18 protein-coding genes and 1 tRNA gene are annotated in these 20588 nt (G+C 57.8%); 5 read left to right on the forward strand and 14 right to left on the reverse strand.

Features of this window, described 5'->3' with window-relative positions:
• Positions 1–42: 42 nt before the first annotated feature.
• A complete protein-coding gene (locus NY406_RS09350) occupies positions 43–195 on the reverse strand; it encodes a hypothetical protein (protein WP_260533913.1) in 153 nt (50 codons plus the stop codon).
• A 225-nt stretch (positions 196–420) separates the two neighbouring features.
• On the opposite strand from NY406_RS09350, the gene rd reads away from it, so the two are divergent.
• Positions 421–582: a rubredoxin gene (gene rd, locus NY406_RS09355; protein WP_260533914.1), complete on the forward strand. Its 162-nt coding sequence runs from the start codon at positions 421–423 to the stop codon at positions 580–582.
• A 36-nt stretch (positions 583–618) separates the two neighbouring features.
• Here the strand turns inward: rd and mtgA are convergent, their stop codons facing one another.
• A complete protein-coding gene (mtgA, locus tag NY406_RS09360; protein WP_260533915.1) occupies positions 619–1491 on the reverse strand; it encodes a monofunctional biosynthetic peptidoglycan transglycosylase in 873 nt (290 codons plus the stop codon).
• A 186-nt stretch (positions 1492–1677) separates the two neighbouring features.
• Here mtgA and NY406_RS09365 point away from each other — a divergent pair, with 186 nt between their 5' ends.
• Positions 1678–2112: a c-type cytochrome gene (locus NY406_RS09365; RefSeq protein ID WP_260533916.1), complete on the forward strand. Its 435-nt coding sequence runs from the start codon at positions 1678–1680 to the stop codon at positions 2110–2112.
• A 94-nt stretch (positions 2113–2206) separates the two neighbouring features.
• Here the strand turns inward: NY406_RS09365 and NY406_RS09370 are convergent.
• The 6 genes from NY406_RS09370 to atpA all read right to left on the reverse strand — a co-directional run bounded on the left by NY406_RS09370 (position 2207) and on the right by atpA (position 10973).
• A tRNA-Arg gene (locus NY406_RS09370) sits at positions 2207–2279 on the reverse strand.
• Between the two features lie 126 nt (positions 2280–2405).
• Positions 2406–4280 carry a DNA mismatch repair endonuclease MutL gene (gene mutL, locus NY406_RS09375; protein WP_260533917.1) on the reverse strand — a complete coding sequence of 625 codons (1875 nt, stop codon included), beginning with the start codon at positions 4278–4280 and terminating at the stop codon, positions 2406–2408.
• Positions 4281–4396: 116 nt separating this feature from the next.
• Positions 4397–5668 carry a competence/damage-inducible protein A gene (locus tag NY406_RS09380; protein WP_260533918.1) on the reverse strand — a complete coding sequence of 424 codons (1272 nt, stop codon included), beginning with the start codon at positions 5666–5668 and terminating at the stop codon, positions 4397–4399.
• 9 nt (positions 5669–5677) lie between these two features.
• Entirely contained in the window at positions 5678–8134 is a 2457-nt protein-coding gene (thrA, locus tag NY406_RS09385; RefSeq protein ID WP_260533919.1) for a bifunctional aspartate kinase/homoserine dehydrogenase I, read from the reverse strand.
• 292 nt (positions 8135–8426) lie between these two features.
• Positions 8427–9305: a F0F1 ATP synthase subunit gamma gene (locus NY406_RS09390; RefSeq protein WP_260533920.1), complete on the reverse strand. Its 879-nt coding sequence runs from the start codon at positions 9303–9305 to the stop codon at positions 8427–8429.
• An 87-nt stretch (positions 9306–9392) separates the two neighbouring features.
• Positions 9393–10973 (reverse strand): F0F1 ATP synthase subunit alpha, encoded by a 1581-nt coding sequence (gene atpA, locus NY406_RS09395; protein ID WP_260533921.1) that lies wholly within the window; start codon positions 10971–10973, stop codon positions 9393–9395.
• A gap of 210 nt (positions 10974–11183) precedes the next feature.
• On the opposite strand from atpA, the gene NY406_RS09400 reads away from it, so the two are divergent.
• Genes NY406_RS09400 through NY406_RS09410 form a run of 3 tightly spaced genes read left to right on the forward strand, consistent with a single transcriptional unit; the run spans position 11184 to position 14207 of the window.
• Positions 11184–12158 (forward strand): homoserine kinase, encoded by a 975-nt coding sequence (locus tag NY406_RS09400; RefSeq protein WP_260533922.1) that lies wholly within the window; start codon positions 11184–11186, stop codon positions 12156–12158.
• 13 nt (positions 12159–12171) lie between these two features.
• Complete coding sequence (gene thrC / locus NY406_RS09405; RefSeq protein WP_260533923.1) at positions 12172–13488, forward strand: threonine synthase; 1317 nt, start codon at positions 12172–12174, stop codon at positions 13486–13488.
• Positions 13489–13508: 20 nt separating this feature from the next.
• Positions 13509–14207 (forward strand): lysophospholipid acyltransferase family protein, encoded by a 699-nt coding sequence (locus tag NY406_RS09410; RefSeq protein WP_260533924.1) that lies wholly within the window; start codon positions 13509–13511, stop codon positions 14205–14207.
• A 164-nt stretch (positions 14208–14371) separates the two neighbouring features.
• On the opposite strand, the gene ribE is transcribed toward NY406_RS09410, so the two are convergent.
• The 6 genes from ribE to NY406_RS09440 all read right to left on the reverse strand — a co-directional run bounded on the left by ribE (position 14372) and on the right by NY406_RS09440 (position 20542).
• A complete protein-coding gene (gene ribE / locus NY406_RS09415; protein WP_260533925.1) occupies positions 14372–14839 on the reverse strand; it encodes a 6,7-dimethyl-8-ribityllumazine synthase in 468 nt (155 codons plus the stop codon).
• 96 nt (positions 14840–14935) lie between these two features.
• Positions 14936–15565, reverse strand: a complete 630-nt coding sequence (locus NY406_RS09420) for an SIS domain-containing protein (RefSeq protein WP_260533926.1) — start codon at positions 15563–15565, stop codon at positions 14936–14938.
• Between the two features lie 144 nt (positions 15566–15709).
• Positions 15710–16765 (reverse strand): uroporphyrinogen decarboxylase, encoded by a 1056-nt coding sequence (gene hemE / locus NY406_RS09425; protein WP_260533927.1) that lies wholly within the window; start codon positions 16763–16765, stop codon positions 15710–15712.
• A 164-nt stretch (positions 16766–16929) separates the two neighbouring features.
• Entirely contained in the window at positions 16930–17781 is an 852-nt protein-coding gene (locus NY406_RS09430; protein WP_260533928.1) for a CoB--CoM heterodisulfide reductase iron-sulfur subunit B family protein, read from the reverse strand.
• Positions 17744–18823 (reverse strand): succinate dehydrogenase/fumarate reductase iron-sulfur subunit, encoded by a 1080-nt coding sequence (locus NY406_RS09435; RefSeq protein WP_260533929.1) that lies wholly within the window; start codon positions 18821–18823, stop codon positions 17744–17746. Before NY406_RS09435 ends, NY406_RS09430 begins: the two co-directional genes overlap by 38 nt.
• 15 nt (positions 18824–18838) lie before the next feature.
• On the reverse strand, positions 18839–20542 hold the full coding sequence (locus NY406_RS09440) for an FAD-dependent oxidoreductase (protein WP_260533930.1): 1704 nt from the start codon (positions 20540–20542) through the stop codon (positions 18839–18841).
• Positions 20543–20588 lie beyond the last annotated feature (46 nt).

Here is a 20588-nt window from a genome sequence, read left to right on the forward strand (position 1 = left end):
GCCGGACGATCTGTTCGGCACTTCGCAGACGGAGCGCGTCGCTCATGCCACCTGTCCCTGCGTCTGTTCCTGAACAAGCCAGGCGATCAGGTCTTCTATGGCAAGCACCGGAAATCCGCGCAGATGCGAAAATGCGATAGCCTCTTCAAGATTGGCCATCGCGCCATCGGGGTTGGTCAGCTCGCAGAGCAGCACCCCGCCCTGAGAATTCGCTTCAGGGAAAAGCCCGAAGCAGCGGCAAGATAGCAACGAATTCAAACGCGCCAAAACCTGCGCAGCGGCTCTGGAAAAAGAGATGAACTTTTTAACCACGAGACGGCTTTAGTTGCTTGTCGATCGGCCTCATGGACGGGAGCACCGGTCGGCAAGAGACCGAAATTCCTGTATCAAAAAACGTAAACAATTCAAGGAGATAAAGTTATGCAGAAATGGGTTTGTGTTCCCTGCGGCTATGAATACGATCCGGCAGACGGCGATCCGGAAAGCGGTATCGAGCCCGGAACGGCTTTCGAAGATCTTCCGGAAGACTGGGTCTGCCCCGTGTGCGGCGTAGACAAGTCTTTCTTCGAACCGGTGTCCTGATCCCTTACCGATTCCCGCTTCAGTCCGGCAAACTCTTTATTTGCCGGACTGGGTGTTTTCAGACGTATCCTCAGCAGCCGGTTCCGGCGTTGATTCCTGCTTGATGCTGTCAGGTTGCGAAGCCTGCTGGATCAGCTGTTCCGGTACGCCGACCACGATTGAATCCGGCGGCTGGGTGACCGGCGTATCTGGCGCGCTCATCACCTCCCTGTAATCCGGCAGCACCAGACCCCGCCGCAGCATGATGGCGTAAATGTGTTTCGCGCGGTCTTTTACAAAACGCGACGAGCCGTCAGGCGGATACACAACCGGATTGGGAAGTGCGGCCGCCAACCTCGCTGACTGGCTGGCCGTCAGTTGTGACGCCCTGACACCGTAATAGTGCCGGGCAGCCTCATCGATGCCAAAAATCCCGTCTCCCCACTCCGCCACATTGACGTACAGCTCAAGAATCCGGCGCTTCGAGAGCGTCTGTTCTATCCGCCAGGTCAGAATCGCCTCCTTCATCTTTCTCAACGGATTTTTCGACGGAGAAAGATACAAGTTCTTGGCAAGCTGCTGGCTGATGGTGCTGGCTCCAAATTTGAACTCACCAGCCTTGATATTCTTTTCAATCGCCCCCTCCATAGCCTCGAAATCGAACCCCTCATGATGCCAGAAGTTGTTGTCCTCAGAAATGAGCACCGCCTTGATCAGAGACGGGGATACCTTCTTCAGCGGCACCCAGCGCTGTTTAATAGTTTTATCGCGACCTTCACTGCGCCACTCGGCCTCTCGATACTCCATAAAGGCGGTTTTTCCGGGATTGGTATGCGCCAATCGGGAAACATCGGGGATAAAAAAATATCTGCCTACATCGACAACCAGCAAAAGCAGGATAAACAGAATGGCGTTTCTGAGCAATTTCATGGAGATATCGGCGGTTCCGCGTTTTTGATGACTCGTTTCCTCCCTGAGTATAAGGTTTTACAGCTGCAGAAAAAACGGGTTAGGCGCTCAACCGCCACCATGCCGGTTTTTTCTTTTTTAACTAACTTTAAACGGTGCAACGAAAAAACGTTGACCGCATTTGAAACCTATGATTATGGATAAGCCATGAAGCACTCAAAAAAAACTCTCGGTATCGCCCTTGCCGTCAGCATTGGCGTACTGGCAACTGCAACACTTCCGGCCACCGCTTCGGCGGCTGTGGACGGCAAGGTTGTCTTTGACAAGAATTGCAGCGTTTGCCACTCGATCGCCCCACCGCCAAAATCGGCTCCCCCCATTCTGCCCATCTCCGCCCGCTACCATCAGCGTTTTTCATCGCGCGCCGAAGGCATCAAATACATGGCTGACTTCATAAAGTCACCGTCAAAAAAGAAAGTGCTTGCCGACCAGCAGGCAATTACGCGTTTCGGCCTCATGCCGCCAATACAGCTCAGTGCCGCAGAGCTGAACGCCGTGGCCGCGTGGGTTTGGAATCAGAACTCCGGCGGCAACTGGAGACCAGGCCGTGGCGCAGGACAAGGGAACTGTTACCAGCGCTGAGCAATTGCCGTCAAAACCGGTCATAAAAAAAGCAGCAGATGCGACCCTGCTGCTTTTTTCCCGTCTGAACGACCTCATTATGAGTGGTGAGGAGTACCCTTGGGCAGACTCGAACTGCCGACCAACAGTTTAGGAAACTGCTGCTCTATCCACTGAGCTACAAGGGTATCATTACTCTGGGCGGAAATGTACGAACTTATTTTTCAGGAAACAAACCTCTGAAAAGAGGCCTTCGGCTTTTTGCATTTCCTTTTTTGATCCACGATGTCCGCGACATTCGCAGCTGACCGCTCCTATGTTCTTCCGAACATACGGTCAAGTTCGCCAAGTGAAAGCCTGATGATCACTGGCCTGCCATGCGGACAGACGTAGGGCATCCGGGTGGCGAAGAGGCGGTCGATGAGCATCCGCATCTCCTCGACGCCGAGTTTCTGGCCGGTCATGATAGCGTTGCGGCAGGAGTACGATTTGGCGAGGTTGTCGCGCTTTTCGAGCTTCAGCTTCGCGGCATTCTCCTGATACTCGGCAATCATGTCCTGCAAGATCGTTGCCTCCGCACCATCGCGCACATCAGGCGGCACCCCCTCGATCATGACGCTCATTCCGCCAAAAGGCCGGATGTTAAAGCCAAGCCTGTACAACTCGTCACTGATCTCCTCGAAAACCTCGTACTGCCACGGTTTAAGGTCGATCTTCTGCGGAAACAGCAACTGCTGAGAGTTCGGCGCCGCCTCGTTCATCACGTCGATGGCGCGCTCGTAAAGCACACGCTCGTGCGCCACGTGCTGATCGATAATCATCAGCCCGGTCTTGATCTGGCAGATAATGTACTTGTTGTGCAGCTGCCAGATTTTCGGCTCTTTCTCCGGTGCGACCGGGTTCTGCTCGTCGGCGATGGCCGGCTCATCCGCCGACGGGGTCAGCAGCGACTCCTGTACCATCAGAGCCGGGCCTGTTCCGGCAAACGGCGATGTTTCCGGTGAACAGTCGAAAAGCGGCGGCGGAACGGCAACGGGAGCACTGAACGCCCCCTCCCGGTAATTCCGGTACAGATCACCCGTCGTCGAGGTTTTTCCAGAAAACGAGGAGTACGAGAGCTTCCGCGACGGAGCTTCCGGCAATCCCGGTTCGCCCTGACCGGCAGACGCGTATGGCATCGAAAGCGACGCCTCGGGTGAAAAATCAGCCGTTCGGATGGCGCGCTTGACCACCGGATAGACCATGCTCCGAATGCTTTTTTCATCCTCGAAGCGCACTTCGAGTTTTGCCGGATGGACGTTCACATCCACCAGCGCCGGGTCGAGACCAAGAAAGAGCAGCGCAAAAGGAGACTGCCGCTCTTCGAGCAACTCGCCGTAAGCCTGCTGCACCGCCTGCACGAGCATCCTGTTCTGGATCAGGCGGCGGTTGATGAAAAAGTACTGGTCATATTTCTGGCGCACCATCATTCCCGGCTTGCCGAGATAGCCGCTGATGGTCATGTAGTCGTTCTCCTCGGTCACCTCGATGAGGCTCTCGCCGAATCCCTCGCCGTAAAAGTGACTCAGCCGCTCCCGCACGTCGGGCGTGCGGAGGTGGAACAGCTCCTCGTCGTCGTTGATCATGCGCCACTCGATCTCGGGATAGGAGAGCACGAACGCCTTGACCGTCTCATGGATGTGTTTGAACTCGGTGGCGTTGGATTTGAGGAACTTGCGGCGGGCGGGCACGTTGAAAAAGAGGTTCCGGACAGCAATGGAGGTGCCGGGTTCACACTGCGCGGGCTGGGGAGTTTCGATAACTCCGCCGTCGCTTTTGAGCAACGTGCCAAGCGGATTGCCCGCCTTGCGGGTCTTCAGCTCGAAGTGCGAGACCGAGGAGATGCTCGCCAGCGCCTCGCCGCGAAAACCGAGCGTGCGGAGCGCATCGAGGTCGTCAACCTCAGAAATCTTGCTGGTGGCGAAGCGCTCCACGCTGAGCAGCACGTCGTCGCTCTCCATGCCGCAGCCATTGTCGATGATCTGCACGAGCTGCCGACCGGCATCTTTTATAATGACGGTGATGCGGCTCGCGCCGGAGTCGATGGAGTTCTCGATCAGCTCCTTGACCGCCGAGGCCGGGCGCTGCACCACCTCGCCAGCGGAGATTTTATTAGCGACAATATCGGGAAGTCTTGCAATGGAAGCCATACAATGAACACACGGTTTTCAATGAATCCAGTCTCGTCCGGGGCACTCCCGGGTCATCAGTATCATTCGACAAAGTGGCATATTCCGGGAGCTTTTGAAAGCGTCGCTGAAAAATATCAGAACTCCATCTCTTTCAGACGAACCAACAATCCTCGAAGCGCGGCTTCGCTGAAGCGGAGTTTGTTCTGGCGGCGGTCGCCGTACATGATGAGGCGGGTGGCCTCGACCTGCACCGAGCCATCGGGCGACTTCGAGGCGACGCCGACGCAAACCGTGCCGACGGGCTTCTCCGGCGTGCTGCCGCCCGGCCCCGCGATGCCGGTGGTGGCGACGGCGATATCCGCACCGCTCCGTTCGAGGCAGCCGCGCGCCATCTCCGAGGCGACTGGCTCGCTCACCGCGCCGTGCTCTTCGATGGTGGCGGGATCGACGCCGAGCAGCCGCACCTTCGCCTGGTTGCTGTAGGTGACCAAGCCTTCGAGAAAGCAGCCCGACGAGCCGGGCACGTCGGTCAACCGGCTCCCCACCAGCCCGCCGGTGCACGACTCGGCCACGGCGACGGTCAACCCCTTTTCCAGCAATGTTTTGACGACCACCTCTTCGAGCGTCACCTCCGAGGTCGCATAGACGAAGTGGCCCGCTTTCGCTGCAATGGCCTCAACCACACGGCGGTTCTCCTCCTCCACCGACTCTTTGTCTGTACCCGAAGTGCTGACCATGAGACTGACTCCAACGGCGTGCGGCAGATAGGCGAGGGTCGTGCCGGATGGCAGCGAATCTTCGACCTCCGCGATCATGCTCGCCAGAAGCGATTCGCCGATGCCCGTCGTCATGACGGGGGTGTGGCGGATAAAGGCTCCGGAGAGCGGCGCGAAGAACGGGATGACCGTCAGGCGCATCATCTCCTCCATCTCGGTCGGCACACCAGGCATGAGGACAAGGTGACGGCCTGCAAAGCGCGGAGCGCAGTCGATGATCATGCCGGGAGCGGTGCCTTTCGTATTCGGGATCGCGACCGATCCCTCGATCACCATCGCCTGATCTTTCATGATGTCGCTGACGGGACGATTGCGGCGGCGGAAGTATTCGGCGATGCGCTCGAATGACGGCTCGTCGAGCACCAGCCCGCGCCCCAGCAGCTCCCGAACCGCGTCGCGCGTCCGGTCGTCGTTGGTCGGCCCAAGACCGCCGGTCATCAGCACGAGGTCGGCATCCGCGAGCGACGAGACGATGGAGTCGCGGATCGCCTGCGGATCGTCAGAGCAGGCGACGATGCGCGTGACCGGAATGCCAATGTCGCTTAGTTCGCGAGCGATGAACGGCGCGTTGGTGTTGACCCGGTGCCCCTTGAGCAGCTCGTCGCCGACGGAGATGATGATCGCCTTCATATCAGTGCCTCAAACCAGATAGCTCGCGATGCGGAGAATGTCGGCAAAGACGCCGCCCGCTGTCACCTCGCCGCCAGCGCCTGGGCCCTTGACCACCAATGGCGTCCTGAGGTAGCGCTCGGTCGTAAAAACCACGAGGTTCTCCGTGCCGTTCAACCCGGCTACGGGGCTTTCGAGCGGCACGCGCTTCAAGCCGACCTTCGCCTTGCCATCACGAAGCTCGCCGGTGTAGGCGATGGTCATCCCCTCGCTCGCGGCGCTCGCCATCTCCTCGACGTACCAGTCATCGATGGAGGAGAGCTGGTCGAGGAACTCGGCAGGCGACATTTCGCCGCGCAGCGCCTCGGGCACGAGGCTCTGGCACTCGACATCGGCGTACTCGAGCTGGTAGCCAAGCTCCCTGCCGAGAATGAGCAGCTTGCGGGCGAAATCGGCCCCGGAGAGGTCGTCGCGCGGATCGGGTTCGGTGTAACCGGCCTCCTTGGCCTTGCGGACGATTTCGCTGAAACGTCCGCCCTTGCGCAATTCGTTGAAGATGAAGCTTAACGTGCCGGACAAAACTCCCTCGATGCAGACGATCTTGTCGCCGCTGTTTTTCAGGTCGTTGAGGGTGTTGATGATCGGCAAACCCGCCCCAACATTGGTTTCGTAGAGGAACTTCGCGTTGCTGGAGCGCAACGCATCCATAATCTTGCGATACAGAACCCACGGCCCCGCCATGCCGAGCTTGTTGGCCGTGGCAACGGAGATGTTCGCCCGGAGCAGCGCGGGGTAGCACTCGGCCACCTGCCTGCTCGCCGTGCAGTCCACAACGATGGTGTTGTGCAGGTTCCGCTCCTGAATCAGGCGGATGTAGTGGCCGATCCCTTCGTGCGACTCGCGCGGCTTCAGCGAATCGTGCCAGTGTTCGAGGTCAATGCCTGCGGGATCGATGCACATCGAGCGGGTGTTGGCCAGCCCGGCGACAACGACGTCGAGAGCCATCTCCTTCTGCAAAGTGGCGCGATGCTGGTGGATCTGGCTGATGAGGCTCTTGGCGATGGTACCGGTACCCGCGATGAAAACATGCACCTTGCGCATCGAGAGAAAGAAGGACTCGTGGATGCAATTGAGCGCCTTGTCTTCGTCCGCGCTGTCGATGACCAGCGAAATGTTCATCTCGTTGGCCCCTTGCGCCACGGCGATCACGTTGACGCCGTTCTTGCCGAGCGTCTCGAAGAGCTGCGCCGACACGCCGGGGTGGCCCGACATCTTGTTGCCCACCACGGCCACCATCGCCAGATTGCGGCGGACGCTGACCGGATCGATCCGGCGCTCCTCGATTTCGCGGGCAAACTCCTCTTCAAGCACCTTCTTTGCCACTGAAGCCTGTCCGGGCGCGATGGCCAGGCTGATCGACTGCTCCGACGAAGCCTGCGAAATAAAGATGATGTTGATGGCGTGGCGCGCCAGGCAGGTGAACAGGCGCGACGCCGTGCCCGGTACGCCCGCCATGCCGCTGCCGGAGAGACTGAGCAGCACCACATGGTTAATCGAAGTCAGACCGGTGACCGTGCCCTGAAGCCCCTCGGCGCTCGCCGCCTCGTGGCCGATTCGCGTGCCGGGAGCGCCGGGGTTGAAAGAGTTCTTGATGCGCAACGCAATGCCCGCCTTCATGACCGGCTGCACGGCGAGAGGATGCAGCACCTTCGCGCCAGCGTGAGAGAGTTCCATCGCCTCGGCATAACTGATCTCCGGGATAACCCATGCGTCGGGTACGCGCTTGGGATCGGCGCTGTAGAAGCCATCGACATCAGTCCATATCCACACCTCTTCGGCATGGAGCGCCGCGCCGAGGATGGCCGCCGTGAAGTCGGAACCGCCGCGCCCGAGGTTGGTCACGCTGCCATCCGGCGCGGAGGCGATGAATCCGGTAACCACCGGCAGAACATCGAAACTCCGGAATCGTTCGTGAATCAGCTTCCCTGTCGCCAGACGATCCACCTTGGCAAAGCAATGGTTGTCGTCGGTCACGATCAGTTGGCGGGCATCGACGCATTCAGCAGGCGTACCCGAAACGTGCAGGTAGCGACTCACAATGCGACACGACAGCCGTTCGCCGTAACTCAGCACAAGGGCGAGACTCTTGTCTGAAAGCTCCCTGAGCAGAAAAACGCCGTGCAGCACATCGGTCAGTTCGGCCATCATCTCACCCAACCAGGTCTGTTCTGCTGACGCCTCCGTACCGAACAGTTCGCGGATGATCCCGCCATGCAGCGAGGCGATTCCTTCGAGTTTATCGCGGTATGCCGCCTCGCCTTTTCCAGCCAGCGCCGCAGTCTCGGCAAGCATGTCGGTCACCTTGCCAATCGCTGACACCACGACCATAAGCGGAGTGCTGCTCAACTCGCGCCTGATAATGCCAGCCACGTTGCTGATCTTTGCCGCCGAAGCGATCGACGAACCTCCGAACTTGAATACCCTCATCTTCAACCTTGCTGCGTTACACGATTAAATTTGTCTTTGTAATTTCTTACGAGCAGGGCAATAAAACAAACCGGGAAATGCTCTTTTTCCGGAAGTTTTGGTTATGCCGGGAATTCAGCAACCCCAACGAGAAGCTGCAGAATTGGCCTTTTACGGTCTCCGGGACGAGCGGGACTTTTTTCACCACAAGTCCTGCTCGTCCCAGCAGCGCTATTCTCCTTTCTGCCCCAAAAAAAAGAAAGCGCCCGATACCGAGGCGCTTTCTGTAAAATAGCTGCTGTTGCTTGCGCAATCACTGCTTCAGAGCATCGGCGCCGGCGACGATTTCGCTCAACTCCTTGGTGATCGCGGCCTGACGTGCGCGGTTGTAGCTGATGTTCAGCACGCGGATCAGCTCCTTGGCGTTCTCCGTGGCCGAATCCATTGCAGCCATTCGTGCAGCCTGCTCGGCGGCGTTGGACTCCAGCATCACACGCCACATCTGGGTGTGCAGATGCTTGGGCACAAGCTCGTCGATGATAGCGGCTGGCGAAGGTTCGTAAAGGTACTCGCTGCTCGATCCCTTCTCCGCGCCCTGCTCGGGAGCGATCGGCAAAAGCTGCTCGGTCCTGAGGTTGGGCGCAAGCACTGACTTGAACTCGTTATAGACCAGCACGACACGATCGACCTCTCCACTGAGGTACATCTTCGAGGCCGTATCGGCAATCTCCCTGGCCGAGTCGAAGCTGAGATTCTGAAACACGCCGGGATAACCGGCCGCCAGTTTGTATCCCCGCTTGCGGAAAAACTCGGTGCCTTTGGTGCCAGCGCAGATCATGGTGACGCCACCCTTGGCGTGCAGCGCCGCGTAATCCTCGTGGATGACCCGCTGGGCCATCTTGATGATATTGGCATTGAAGCCACCGCACAGACCTCTGTCTGAAGTGACCAGAATGACCAGCACGTTATTGACCTCTTCGCGGGGCGAGAGCAGGGGATTGAGCGAGGTATCGACCTTGGCCGAAAGCGATGCGAGCATCTCTTTCAGCTTCCCGGCATACGGACGGGCCTGGATCGCCCGATCCTGCGCTCTTCTGAGCTTGGCGGCGGCAACCATCTTCATGGCCTTGGTCACCTGCTGCGTGGATTTGATACCCTTGAGGCGTATGCGTATGTCCTTTAAAGTAGGCATGTATTCCGAAACATTGTTGGTATTGCCAATAACCTTGCTAACGTCCCTGATCTTACAGGGGCGTTCAGCTCACTCTTGCGTCTGCCTTCAGGCTTTGTTCTTTTCTTTGAAAGAGGTGACATATTTTTCAGCCACATCTTTCAGCTTCGAAGCGATGTCAGACTCAAGTGTCCCCTTCTCCGCGATAGAAGAGAGAATTTCGGGATGCTTCTGTTCGAGCATGGCGAGAAACTCCTCTTCAAAACGGCGAACCTGCTTGAGGTCAACCGAATCGAGCAGCCCCTGAGTGCCGACAAAAATGATCGCGACCTGCTTCTCGACCGGCATGGGGATATACTGGCCCTGCTTGAGGATTTCAACCAGACGGCCGCCGCGATCGAGCTGTGCCTTGGTGCTCTTGTCGAGATCGGAACCGAATTTTGAGAAGGCCTCAAGTTCGCGGAACTGTGCCAGATCGAGCCTGAGCGTACCGGCAACCTTTTTCATCGCCTTGATCTGCGCGGCACCGCCAACGCGGGAGACCGAGATACCGACGTTGATAGCCGGACGCTGACCGGCGTTGAACAGGTTCGACTCAAGGAAGATCTGACCGTCGGTGATCGAGATCACGTTGGTCGGAATGTAAGCGGAAACGTCACCAGCCTGGGTTTCGATGACCGGAAGCGCCGTGAGGCTGCCGCCACCCTTGACAAGAGGCTTCAGCGGTTCTGGCAGGTCGTTCATTTTCTTGGCCACCTCGATGTCGTCGGTGATCTTTGCAGCACGCTCGAGAAGACGGGAGTGCAGATAGAACACATCACCGGGGTACGCTTCGCGTCCCGGCGGACGGCGGAGGAGCAGGGAGAGCTGGCGGTAAGCCACGGCCTGCTTGGAAAGATCATCGTAAACAACCAGCGCGTGACGGCCGGTGTCGCGGAAGAACTCGCCGATGGTAGCGCCAGCAAACGGAGCGATGAACTGGAGCGGAGCCGGGTCGGAGGCGGTAGCCGATACAACCGTGGTGTACTCCATCGCGCCATACTTTTCGAGGGTGTTGACCACCTGGGCGACGGTCGAGCCTTTCAGGCCGACAGCCACATAGATGCAGTAAACGCCTTTGCCTTTCTGGTTGATAATGGTGTCGAGAGCGACAGCGGTTTTACCCGTCTGGCGGTCACCGATGATCAGCTCACGCTGGCCGCGGCCGATCGGAATCATCGCGTCGATAGCTTTCAGACCGGTCTGAAGCGGCTCGTGCACCGACTTACGGAAAATAACACCGGGAGCGCGACGCTCGAGCGGCAGACGGATATCGGTGTTGATCGGCCCCTTGCCGTCGATCGGCTCGCCGAGCGGGTTGATAACCCTGCCGAGCATCGCCTCGCCGACCGGAATCGAAGCGAGAATCTTGGTTCTCTTGACCGTATCGCCTTCCTTGACCGCGTTGGACTCGCCGAACAACACAGCACCGACGTTGTCTTCTTCGAGGTTCAATGCCATTCCCATCACATTGTGGGGAAATTCGAGGAGCTCGCCTGCGGCCACTTTAGACAAGCCGTAAATACGGGCAATACCGTCACCGACCTGCAGAACGGTTCCTACATCATATACATCCGCTTCCGACTCGAAACCGGCGAGTTGCTTGCGGAGTATGGAAGACACCTCATCGGGTCTGACTGCTGTTGACATATGGAAATCGATAGGTTATTGTTAAGAAAAGAAAAAGATTCTCCGTACCTTCTCATGATTTCGGCTACGGCCTGTAACTCTCCTGAAAATTGATTCAGAATTTAATGAAAAGCATTCAGTTATTCAAATGCCAGAACCAATTTGGATAATCATCGTTTCCGGACTGCTACGCTACCAGACCAAATCAGGAATCTTTCCCCGAATCGCGCCATGAAAACCGTCACTGGATTTGCTTCAGCAACGGCTGGAAACGTTGCCTGCGGTTTTGACGTCCTCGGTTTCGCCATCACCGAACCTGGAGACGAGGTCGTTCTGGCGCTTCACGATGAGCGCAGGAGCGACTGCCCCGTTTCGATCACCTCGATTGTGGGTGACGGCGGAGCCTTGCCGCTCGACCCGAAAAAAAACACCTCGAGCTTCGTTGTCCTCAAGTTCCTTGAATATATCCGCACCACGAAAGGCATCCCGTTTGACGGTCACATCGATCTGGTGCTCAAAAAAAATCTGCCACTCTCCAGCGGTATGGGCAGCAGCGCGGCAAGCGCCGCAGCAGCACTGATTGCCGCCAATGAGCTGTTCGGCTCGCCTTGCACCAAAATGGAGCTGGTGCATTTCGCCATCGAGGGCGAGCGCGTCGCCTGCGGTTCGGCTCATGCTGACAATGCAGCTCCGGCCATGCTCGGCAACTTCATTCTGATCCGCAGCTACAATCCGCTCGACCTGATCACCATAAGGCCACCGGCCAACCTCTTCTGCACACTCGTGCACCCGCACACCGAACTCAAGACCTCGTTCGCCCGCTCCGTGCTGCCGAAATCGATTCCGCTTTCGACCGCCACACAGCAATGGGGCAACGTCGGCGCTCTCATTACGGGCCTGCTGATGGAGGATTACGACCTGATCGGACGGGCGCTGGTGGATGTGGTCGCCGAGCCGAAACGCGCGCCGCTCATTCCGGGATTCATCGAGGTCAAACAGGCCGCGCTCGACGCGGGAGCGCTCGGTTGCAGCATCGCTGGCTCCGGCCCGTCGGTCTTCGCCTTCTCCTCGTCCAGGCAAACCGCAGAATCGGTGGGTGCAGCCATGCAGTCGGCGTTCCTACACTCAAAGGCTGCGCTCGCATCCGACATGTGGATCTCGCCGATTTGCAGCCAGGGCGCGCGCATCATCAGCACAACTTCTTGAAACGCATCCCGATATGATCTTCTACAGCACCACGAAAGCATCCGCTCCCGTCACGATGAAAAAAGCCACTCTCGAAGGGCTCGCACCCGACGGAGGGTTGTATGTTCCATCGACAATGCCGCACTGCTCCGCCAAAGAGATTGCCCTTCTGGAGAGCGGCTCATTCAACAATATTGCTTTTGCTATCGCCAAAAAGTTCGCCGGTGACGAAATCCCGCTCGACCGCCTCTCGGAGCTGATCGACGAGTGTTTTACCTTCGACACGCCGCTGCACGAACTTGACCCGGACACCTTCGTCGAGGAGCTGTTCCATGGTCCGACGCTCGCCTTCAAGGATTACGGCGCTCGATTCCTTGCGCGGATGACCGGCTACTTCGCCGCCGAAGAGAGCCGCCTCATCACGGTACTGGTCGCCACGTCGGGCGACACCGGCAGCGCTGTGGCCTACGGCTTTCACGGCATCCCGAACACCCGCGTGGTACTGCTCTACCCGTCGGGCAAGGTGAGCCGATTGCAGGAGCAACAGCTCACCACGGCAGGTGACAACGTCTTCGCTCTCGAAGTGCAGGGCGATTTCGACGACTGCCAGCGCCTCGTCAAGCAGGCATTCGTCGATAATTCGCTCCGGCAGAAGCTGACCTTGACCTCGGCAAACTCCATCAACATTTCGCGCCTGATTCCGCAATCGTTCTACTACGCCTGGGCGGCCCTCCAGCTCCGCCAGCGCCAGCCCGGCGCGCTGCCGATCTTCTCAGTGCCGAGCGGCAACTACGGCAACCTGACGGCGGGCGTAATGGCAAAGATGATGGGCTTCCCGATTGGCAGATTCATCGCCGCCTCGAACGCTAACGACAGCGTCACGCGCTACCTCGACGAGGGGCGCTACGAGCCGAAGCCGACCGTCCGGACGCTGACCACGGCTATGGATGTCGGCAATCCAAGCAACTTCGCGAGGCTGCGCTACTTCTTCGACGACGATTTCCGGAAGATGGGCCAACAGATCACCGGCATCGCGGTCTCGGATGCGGAGACCGTCGAAACGATCCGCTCGGTCTACGAGAAATACGGTTATGTCATGGATCCACACACCGCCGTCGGATACCATGCGCTTGAGTGTTTCCGCAAGGATCATGCTGGTGAAGGCAAACCGGGCGTGGTGCTTTCAACGGCACATCCTGTCAAGTTCGACGAAGCAATCAAGGTGGCTACCGGCAATGAAGTACCGCTTCCGGAAGCGATGGAAGAGATTATGAACAAGCCGAAAAAAGCCACCATGATAGGCAACCGCTACGAAGAGCTGGCGCGCTTCCTGACTGAACTCGATCGTTAAGCAATCGGACTTGATGGCTTATGAACCTCCAGACACTTCTTTTTTTCCTGGTCATCATCCCGGTCATGTTTTTCGGGATGCTCTACGCGCTTGTGCTGAACCTGTTCGACCCGACCGGTGACAGGTTTCACAAGATGGCCGCATGGTGGGGACGCTTTTCAGCAGCACTGCTCGGCATTGACGTCAAGGTAGAGGGCGAGGAAAACTACAGCTCCGACAGGAATTATCTGGTTGTCAGCAATCATGCCGGCATGGCCGACATCCCGCTGATTCTCGGTACGATAAAGCTTAACCTGAGATTTGTGGCCAAAGAGGAGCTGGGCAAAATACCGGTGTTCGGCCATGCGCTGAAATCGGGAGGGTATGTCTTCATCAAGCGCGGCCAGAACCGCGAGGCGCTGCAAAGCATGCTGAAAGCCGCCGACACCCTCAAGGCCGGGCGTTCGATCCACATCTTTCCTGAAGGCACCCGTTCCAAAACCGGCAATATCCTCCCCTTCAAGCGAGGCGCGTTCATTATTGCGGAGAAAGCCAAAGTACCGGTACTGCCGGTCACCATTGTCGGCAGCAACCTTATCACCCCGAAAAAAAGCCTGAAGATCAACCACGGCACCGTGCGCATGATCATCGGCAAACCCATCGAACCCGCCAAAGCTGAAACGCTAATGAAGGAGAGCTACAGTGTCATCAGCGAAAATCTTGAAAAGAGCGCCGCGTAGAGGTTTTTCTTGGGACGAATGGGGATTGTGAGAATGAAAAGATAGGGATCGTTTTCCCTGCTGTCCTCGCCCCCCTTAATTCCGAAACAGCACCAGAATCAGCAAGGGCGGTTCGCGAACCGCCCCTACAAAATCATTTCAGGCGAGCACAGGCCCCATTCGCCTTACAGCTGCCTGTAGAGATTGGCCATCTCGATGGCGGCCAGCGCTGCGTCGAATCCCTTGTTCCCCGCTTTGGTACCGGCTCTCTCGATGGCCTGCTCCAGATTTTCGGTGGTAAGCACGCCGAATGATACAGGAATAGCGGCCTCCATGCCGACCTGCGCAATGCCCTTGGTGGCCTCGGCGGCAATCACGTCGAAGTGAGGGGTCGAGCCGCGGATGATAACCCCAAGCGTCACAATCGCATCGTATTTGCCTGACAACATCGCCTTTCTCGTAACCGACGGCAGCTCGAAAGCGCCGGGGCAACGAATAACGGTGATCTCGTCAGCCGATCCGCCGTGACGCACAATGCAGTCGATGGCTCCCTCGACCAGCTTCTGGCCGATAAAATCGTTGAAGCGTGAAACCACGAGCCCAAACCTGATGCCCTGGGCATTCAGCGAGCCTTCAATATTTTGTACCTGCATAGTCAGTTGTTGTTTGGTTTGTAATTCCACAATGGGCGGAGTGAACGGTATGGACTTTGTGGAAAGCGCCACGAGCTACTCCGGCATTTTCACTCATCAATCATAGCCCATCATTTTTTCAACGAGTTCCACGATGACGTGACCTACGGCGATGTGACACTCCTGGATTCTGTCGGCGCTGCCGGTATGGGGCACCACCACCGAAAGGTCAGCGTGCGGCTTGATCGCACCGCCATCACCACCAAGCAGGGCGAGTGTTTTCATCCCCCGCTTGCGGGCAAATGCGAGAGCCTTAAGCACACTGGCGCTATTGCCACTGGTTGAAAGGCCGACCAGAATGTCCCCAGGGCGGCCATAAGCTTCGGTGAGCCGAACGAAAACCTCGTCAAAGCCGAGGTCGTTTGCACCCGCCGTCAGGGCCGAGGTATCGGTTGAAAGCGCGATGGCCGGAAGCGCCGGACGATGCACGGAGCTGCGATATCTGATGGTGAACTCTGCGGCCAGATGCTGCGCGTCGGCGGCGCTTCCACCGTTGCCGCACAGAAGCACTTTGCCACCCTCCCTGAAGGTATCGGCGATCATCGACGCCATCGCCACAATAACGTCGCTGTCCCGCCGGGCGACCGTCTCCTTGAGTCGAGCGCTGTAGAGCATTCGCTCGAGCACCAGCTCTTCATAGCGGCCCGAGCCGCCGCACCCCTCGGAACAGTTGCACTGGCTTGTCATTGCATCACTGCTTTGTTGAAAAATTCCTGCAATATAAAAAAGATCAGACCGATCGGTCTGATCTGACTGATCAGACCGATCAAAAAAAAGGCCTGCCCGAAAAATGCCGGACAGGCCTTGAAGCCTTCTGTAGGCTGAAAACGCTTAGTGGTACTTTGCGCTCTCCTCCTTAACGAACTCGACGAGGCACTTCAGGTTGGCCGGATCAACATCAGGCAGGATGCCGTGGCCGAGGTTGAAGACGTGGCCGGAGTGATCGTTGTGCTGGCCGAACTGCTTGAGCACTTTTGCGGCTTCCGACTTGATCTTCTCGGGCGTGCCGTAGAGCACCGTCGGATCCATGTTGCCCTGCAGGCAGACGCGGTCGTTGAGTTCCTTGCGGGCTTTGGCGATGTCGATGTTCCAGCCGAGACCGACAGCGTCAGCGCCGGAGTCGGCGATGTCGGAGAGGATGGTGTTCATGTCCTTCGAGAACACGATTACCGGAATTGCCGGGTGTGCGGCCTTCACGGCGGCGACGTTCTGCTTGATGTACGGCAATGCGAACTCGCGGTAGTCATCCTCGGAAAGGGCACTTGCCCAGGAGTCGAAAATCTGGATGGCGTCCGCGCCAGCTTCGACCTGCTTGACAAGGTAGGCGCTGATGCAGTTACTGATCTTCTGGAGAAGCTGGTGGGCCATCTGCGGCTCGCGGTACATCATCTTCTTCGCCCAGGCGTAGTTCTTCGAACCGCCGCCTTCGACAGCGTAGGTGAAGAGCGTCCATGCAGCGCCGGAGAAACCGATAAGCGGCACGCGGTCATTGAGTTCCCTCTTGGTGAGGCGGATGGCGTCGAGCACGTAGCCGAGCTTCTCATCGATATCGGGATCGATCAGTTTGTCGATGTCTGCCTGAGAGCGGATCGGAGGCGTGAGCCTGATGCCTTTGGTCTCGATAATCTCGACATTCATGCCCATCGCTTCGTTGACGACGAGAATGTCGGAGAAGATGATCGCGGCATCCACACCCATCAGATCGACCGGCTGGATGGTGACTTCACAAGCCAGCTCGGGGGTTTTGCAGAGGGTCAGAAAGTCGGTTTTCTCCCTGACGGCGCGATATTCAGGCAGGTAACGACCGGCCTGACGCATGACCCAGATAGGAGTACGGGGGGTCGCCTGCCTCTTCAACGCCCGGATAAAAAGATCATTTTTGAGCATGGAGTGCGATGATTAGTGATGTTGTGAAAAGAGCTGCCCTTAAGGCCGGGCCGAGACCAGAAACCTTGCAGACATTAAATAAATCAGGTGCAAAGGTACACTTTTTCAGCCGGATTTTAAAACAGTCGGGCACCCTTCTCGTGGCGCCCGTAAAAGCTGTTTGGTCAGGCTGTAACGATATGCCGTTTGATGCCGAGTTGCCGCTCAGAGTAGCCAAGCGCAAGGCCGACAACTTCGGAGAGGTGATAGACCGGAGTCGACCCCTTGAGGCCATTGTGCCTGAGCGCCTTGGCCTGATACCCGTCCAGCACAGTGTGGCAGAGAGGGCAAGGCGTCACGATAAAGTCAGCCTTTTCGTCCATTGCCTCTTTCAACGCCTCGGCAGCCACGTTCAGCGACTCCTCCTCGGCGACCAGCAGCGTGTGGAAGCCACAGCAGCGATTCTTGTGTTCGTAAGGAATCGTCTTTGCGCCCAGAGCATCGAGCAGAAGATCGAGCGAGGTCGGTTCGAGCGGGTCATCCTTGCCAAGCACGGTCGAAGGACGGAGAATATGGCAGCCGTAGAACGGCGCGATGCGGAATTTGGTGAGCGGTGTTTTCACCTTCTTGCGAATGACATCGAGACCAACGTCGTCGATGAGCACCCAGAGCAGGTGGCGCACATCGGAGGTGCCGCGATATTCGAGCCCCTCCTCCTTGAGAATCTCGTTGACTTCAGCTCGCAATGCGGCAGACTCGTCAAGCTTCTTTTTGGCTGTTCTGATGGTCATCAGGCAGGTATTGCAGGAGACGACCAGATCGAGCCCCTGCTTTTCGGCCAGGGCAATATTGCGGGCATTGACCAGCGCGAACTGCTTCGGGCTCACGTAGTCGAGATTGCTGCCACCACAGCAAACGCTTTCATGCAACTTGACCATTTCAATGCCAAGATCATGCTGCCAGAGGTCAAGCGATCGATCGACCTCTTTGGTCATCGCCTCATTGATGCAGCTCTGATAGTAGGCGTAACGCTTCATACTGCTTATTCTCCGGATTTTTTTCGTGATCCTTCGTTACATGGCTGGCCATCTCCTTCATCTCCTTGCGCAGGGACTGAATGCCCTTAGACGCCTTGACCAGTGGCGGCGGCGGCGGGGTGCGACGCTTGATGATCATTTTGACGGCCATCGGCAGAAGGTTTTTGAGCGTCCAGCCGATGCCGTTGGTCCTGATCGGCAGGGTGGCCTCAACCAGCTTGCCCTTTTTCTCGATATCATCCATGAAAGCCTCGGCATGGCGCGCGCCGCTGGTATCCTTGGTGCCCCGGCGTTCGATTGCATCCTCGCGGATGCCGTGAATGGCGTCCATGATCGGGATGTTCTTGACGCAGGTCTCCTGGCAGCGGTAGCAGTGCGTGCAGTCCCACACCCCGTGATCCTGCACGAGATCCGCCAGACGCTGGTCGTGAATGCCATCGCGGCTGTCGGCGTTCATGCGGTACGAGCGGAGCAGCACGACGGGAGAAACATACTCCTTGTGTGCCCGAAGTATAGTGCACTCCGAAACACACGAAGCGCAGAGAATGCAATCGGTCGCCTTGTCGTAGGTCTGGAACTCCTCCTCGGAGATGAGGAACTCCTTCTTGCCCCACTCTTCTTCCGGCATCCGGGAATCCACCCAGTTGGAGTACTTCTTCATCTTGCCGACCACCGGGTCCATCTCGACCACCAGGTCTTTGATGTGCGGAAGATTCCGAAGCGGCTCGATCTTGATGACACCCGGTTCGCGGGCCTTGTCGAGCTCGTCCCAGACCTGGGTGGTGCAGGCAAGCTTCGACATGCTGTTGATCCTCATGGCGCAGGAGCCGCAGATACCGGCCTGGCAGAAAGCCCTGAAGGTCAGCGTCGAATCGACATGCTCCTTGATATAGTTGAGAGCCCTGAGCACGGTGATACCTTTTTCGAGCTTGATCGTGTAGTCATCGAAATAGGGCTTGCTGTCAACCTGGGGATTGAACCGGTGAACCCTGAAGGTTACGTCCCGGCTCTCCTCATGATGCTGTATCGTTGAATCGCTCATTGAAAATCCTTCGGATTAATAGGTTCGTTCCTGAAGCTCGTAGCGTCCCATCGTGACCGGCTTGTAGGCGAGCTTCGGGCGGCCACCGTCGTATGTATAGATGGTATGCTTGTGCCACTTCTCGTCGTCGCGCGTCGGAAAATCGGTCCTGGTGTGCGAGCCGCGGCTCTCCTCCCTGGCAAGCGCCCCCTCGGCCACGGTTTCGGACAGGTCAAGCATATTCTTCAGTTCAAGCACCTGAAGCAGGTTGGTGTTGTAAATGTCGCCCGTATCGAAAACCCTGACGTGCTGGAAGCGATCCTTGAGGCTTTCGATATCCGCTATACCCTGTTTGATCTTCGAGGCTTCACGGAAGATACCGACATTCGCACCGAGAGTATGGCCCAAGTCTTCGCGCAGGGTGCCGTAGCGTTCGTAGTGACCACGCGGCTGCATGAAGCTGCGCAGCTCCTGCTCCTTGTCCGTCACTTCTGAGGACGGAATCGCGGATGGGTTCAATTTGCCGCACTCTTCGGCGGCGGCCCTACCCGCAATACGTCCGAACACGAGAATGTCGAGCAGCGAGTTGCCGCCGAGGCGGTTCGCGCCATGCACCGACACGCATCCGCACTCACCGGCGGCGTAAACCCCCTCCATGACGGTGCGTCCAAAGTTGTCGGTATCGATACCGCCCATCGAGTAGTGGGCCGTCGGCCTGACCGGCACCGGCTCGTCGATCGGATCGACGCCTTCGAAGTACATGCACATTTCGCGAATCTGCGGGAGGCGCGACTTGATGAGGTCAGCACCGAGATGGCGGAGATCGAGATGCAGATATTTTCCCGCCGGGCTGTCGAAGCCGCGACCTTCGAGAATTTCGGTTTCAAGCGAACGGGAGACGAGGTCACGCGGGCCAAGCTCCATCTTTTCGGGAGCGTAGCGCGACATGAAGCGCTCGCCGAGCGCGTTGACCAGATAGCCACCCTCGCCACGCGCACCCTCGGTCACAAGCAGGCCGCTTTTGCGCAAACCGGTGGGATGGAACTGCACGAACTCCATGTCCTTCAGTGGAATGCCCGCGCGGTAGGCAATGGCCTGACCGTCGCCGGTATTGCCCGCCGCGTTGCTGGAACGGTTCCAGTACATCTTGGCGTAACCGCCGGTGGCGAAAATGACCGTTTTGGCCGGGAAAGCCTCAACCTTACCCGTCTTGATGTTCATGGCAATCAAGCCGCGGGAGCGGCTGCCATCCAGAGAAAGATCGAGCGCGAAATATTCGTTGAAGAAGAATACGCCCTTGCGCAGACACTGTTCGTACAGGGTCTGGAGAATGGTGTGGCCTGTCTTGTCTGCGCAATAGCAGCAACGCGGACGCCCTGCGCCGCCAAAGGGACGCTGGGCGATGGTTTTGTCATCCATCCTCGACCAAGGCGTACCCATATTGTCGAGTTCGCGGATGATCTTCGGAGCTTCGGAGCAGAGCACCTCGACGGCATCCTGGTCAGCCAGATAGTCGCTGCCCTTGATGGTATCGAAAATGTGCATCTCGACCGTGTCGTCCTTGGCCTTGTTGGCGAGCGCTGCGTTGGCTCCGCCCTGCGCCGCAGAGGTGTGGGAGCGGTTCGGATAGACCTTTGAAAGCACGGCGATGTTCAGGCCCGGATTGGTTTTCATGGCCTCCATGGCCGCATAAAGTCCGGCACCGCCACCACCGACAATGACGATATCAAATGGTTTCATAAACAATCGGAAATCCTTGCATGACTGCCACTCGACAGACATGCTG

This window comes from Chlorobaculum sp. MV4-Y (genome assembly GCF_025244685.1).
In the GTDB taxonomy this organism is placed as follows: domain Bacteria; phylum Bacteroidota; class Chlorobiia; order Chlorobiales; family Chlorobiaceae; genus Chlorobaculum.

Excerpts from the sequence above, each read along its gene's own strand:
- rd (WP_260533914.1), top strand. The coding sequence starts at position 421 with ATGCAGAAATGGGTTTGTGTTCCCTGCGGCTATGAATACGATCCGGCA.
- mtgA (WP_260533915.1), bottom strand. The coding sequence starts at position 1,491 with ATGAAATTGCTCAGAAACGCCATTCTGTTTATCCTGCTTTTGCTGGTT.
- NY406_RS09365 (WP_260533916.1), top strand. The coding sequence starts at position 1,678 with ATGAAGCACTCAAAAAAAACTCTCGGTATCGCCCTTGCCGTCAGCATT.
- mutL (WP_260533917.1), bottom strand. The coding sequence starts at position 4,280 with ATGGCTTCCATTGCAAGACTTCCCGATATTGTCGCTAATAAAATCTCC.
- NY406_RS09380 (WP_260533918.1), bottom strand. The coding sequence starts at position 5,668 with ATGAAGGCGATCATCATCTCCGTCGGCGACGAGCTGCTCAAGGGGCAC.
- thrA (WP_260533919.1), bottom strand. The coding sequence starts at position 8,134 with ATGAGGGTATTCAAGTTCGGAGGTTCGTCGATCGCTTCGGCGGCAAAG.
- NY406_RS09390 (WP_260533920.1), bottom strand. The coding sequence starts at position 9,305 with ATGCCTACTTTAAAGGACATACGCATACGCCTCAAGGGTATCAAATCC.
- atpA (WP_260533921.1), bottom strand. The coding sequence starts at position 10,973 with ATGTCAACAGCAGTCAGACCCGATGAGGTGTCTTCCATACTCCGCAAG.
- NY406_RS09400 (WP_260533922.1), top strand. The coding sequence starts at position 11,184 with ATGAAAACCGTCACTGGATTTGCTTCAGCAACGGCTGGAAACGTTGCC.
- thrC (WP_260533923.1), top strand. The coding sequence starts at position 12,172 with ATGATCTTCTACAGCACCACGAAAGCATCCGCTCCCGTCACGATGAAA.
- NY406_RS09410 (WP_260533924.1), top strand. The coding sequence starts at position 13,509 with ATGAACCTCCAGACACTTCTTTTTTTCCTGGTCATCATCCCGGTCATG.
- ribE (WP_260533925.1), bottom strand. The coding sequence starts at position 14,839 with ATGCAGGTACAAAATATTGAAGGCTCGCTGAATGCCCAGGGCATCAGG.
- NY406_RS09420 (WP_260533926.1), bottom strand. The coding sequence starts at position 15,565 with ATGACAAGCCAGTGCAACTGTTCCGAGGGGTGCGGCGGCTCGGGCCGC.
- hemE (WP_260533927.1), bottom strand. The coding sequence starts at position 16,765 with ATGCTCAAAAATGATCTTTTTATCCGGGCGTTGAAGAGGCAGGCGACC.
- NY406_RS09430 (WP_260533928.1), bottom strand. The coding sequence starts at position 17,781 with ATGAAGCGTTACGCCTACTATCAGAGCTGCATCAATGAGGCGATGACC.
- NY406_RS09435 (WP_260533929.1), bottom strand. The coding sequence starts at position 18,823 with ATGAGCGATTCAACGATACAGCATCATGAGGAGAGCCGGGACGTAACC.
- NY406_RS09440 (WP_260533930.1), bottom strand. The coding sequence starts at position 20,542 with ATGAAACCATTTGATATCGTCATTGTCGGTGGTGGCGGTGCCGGACTT.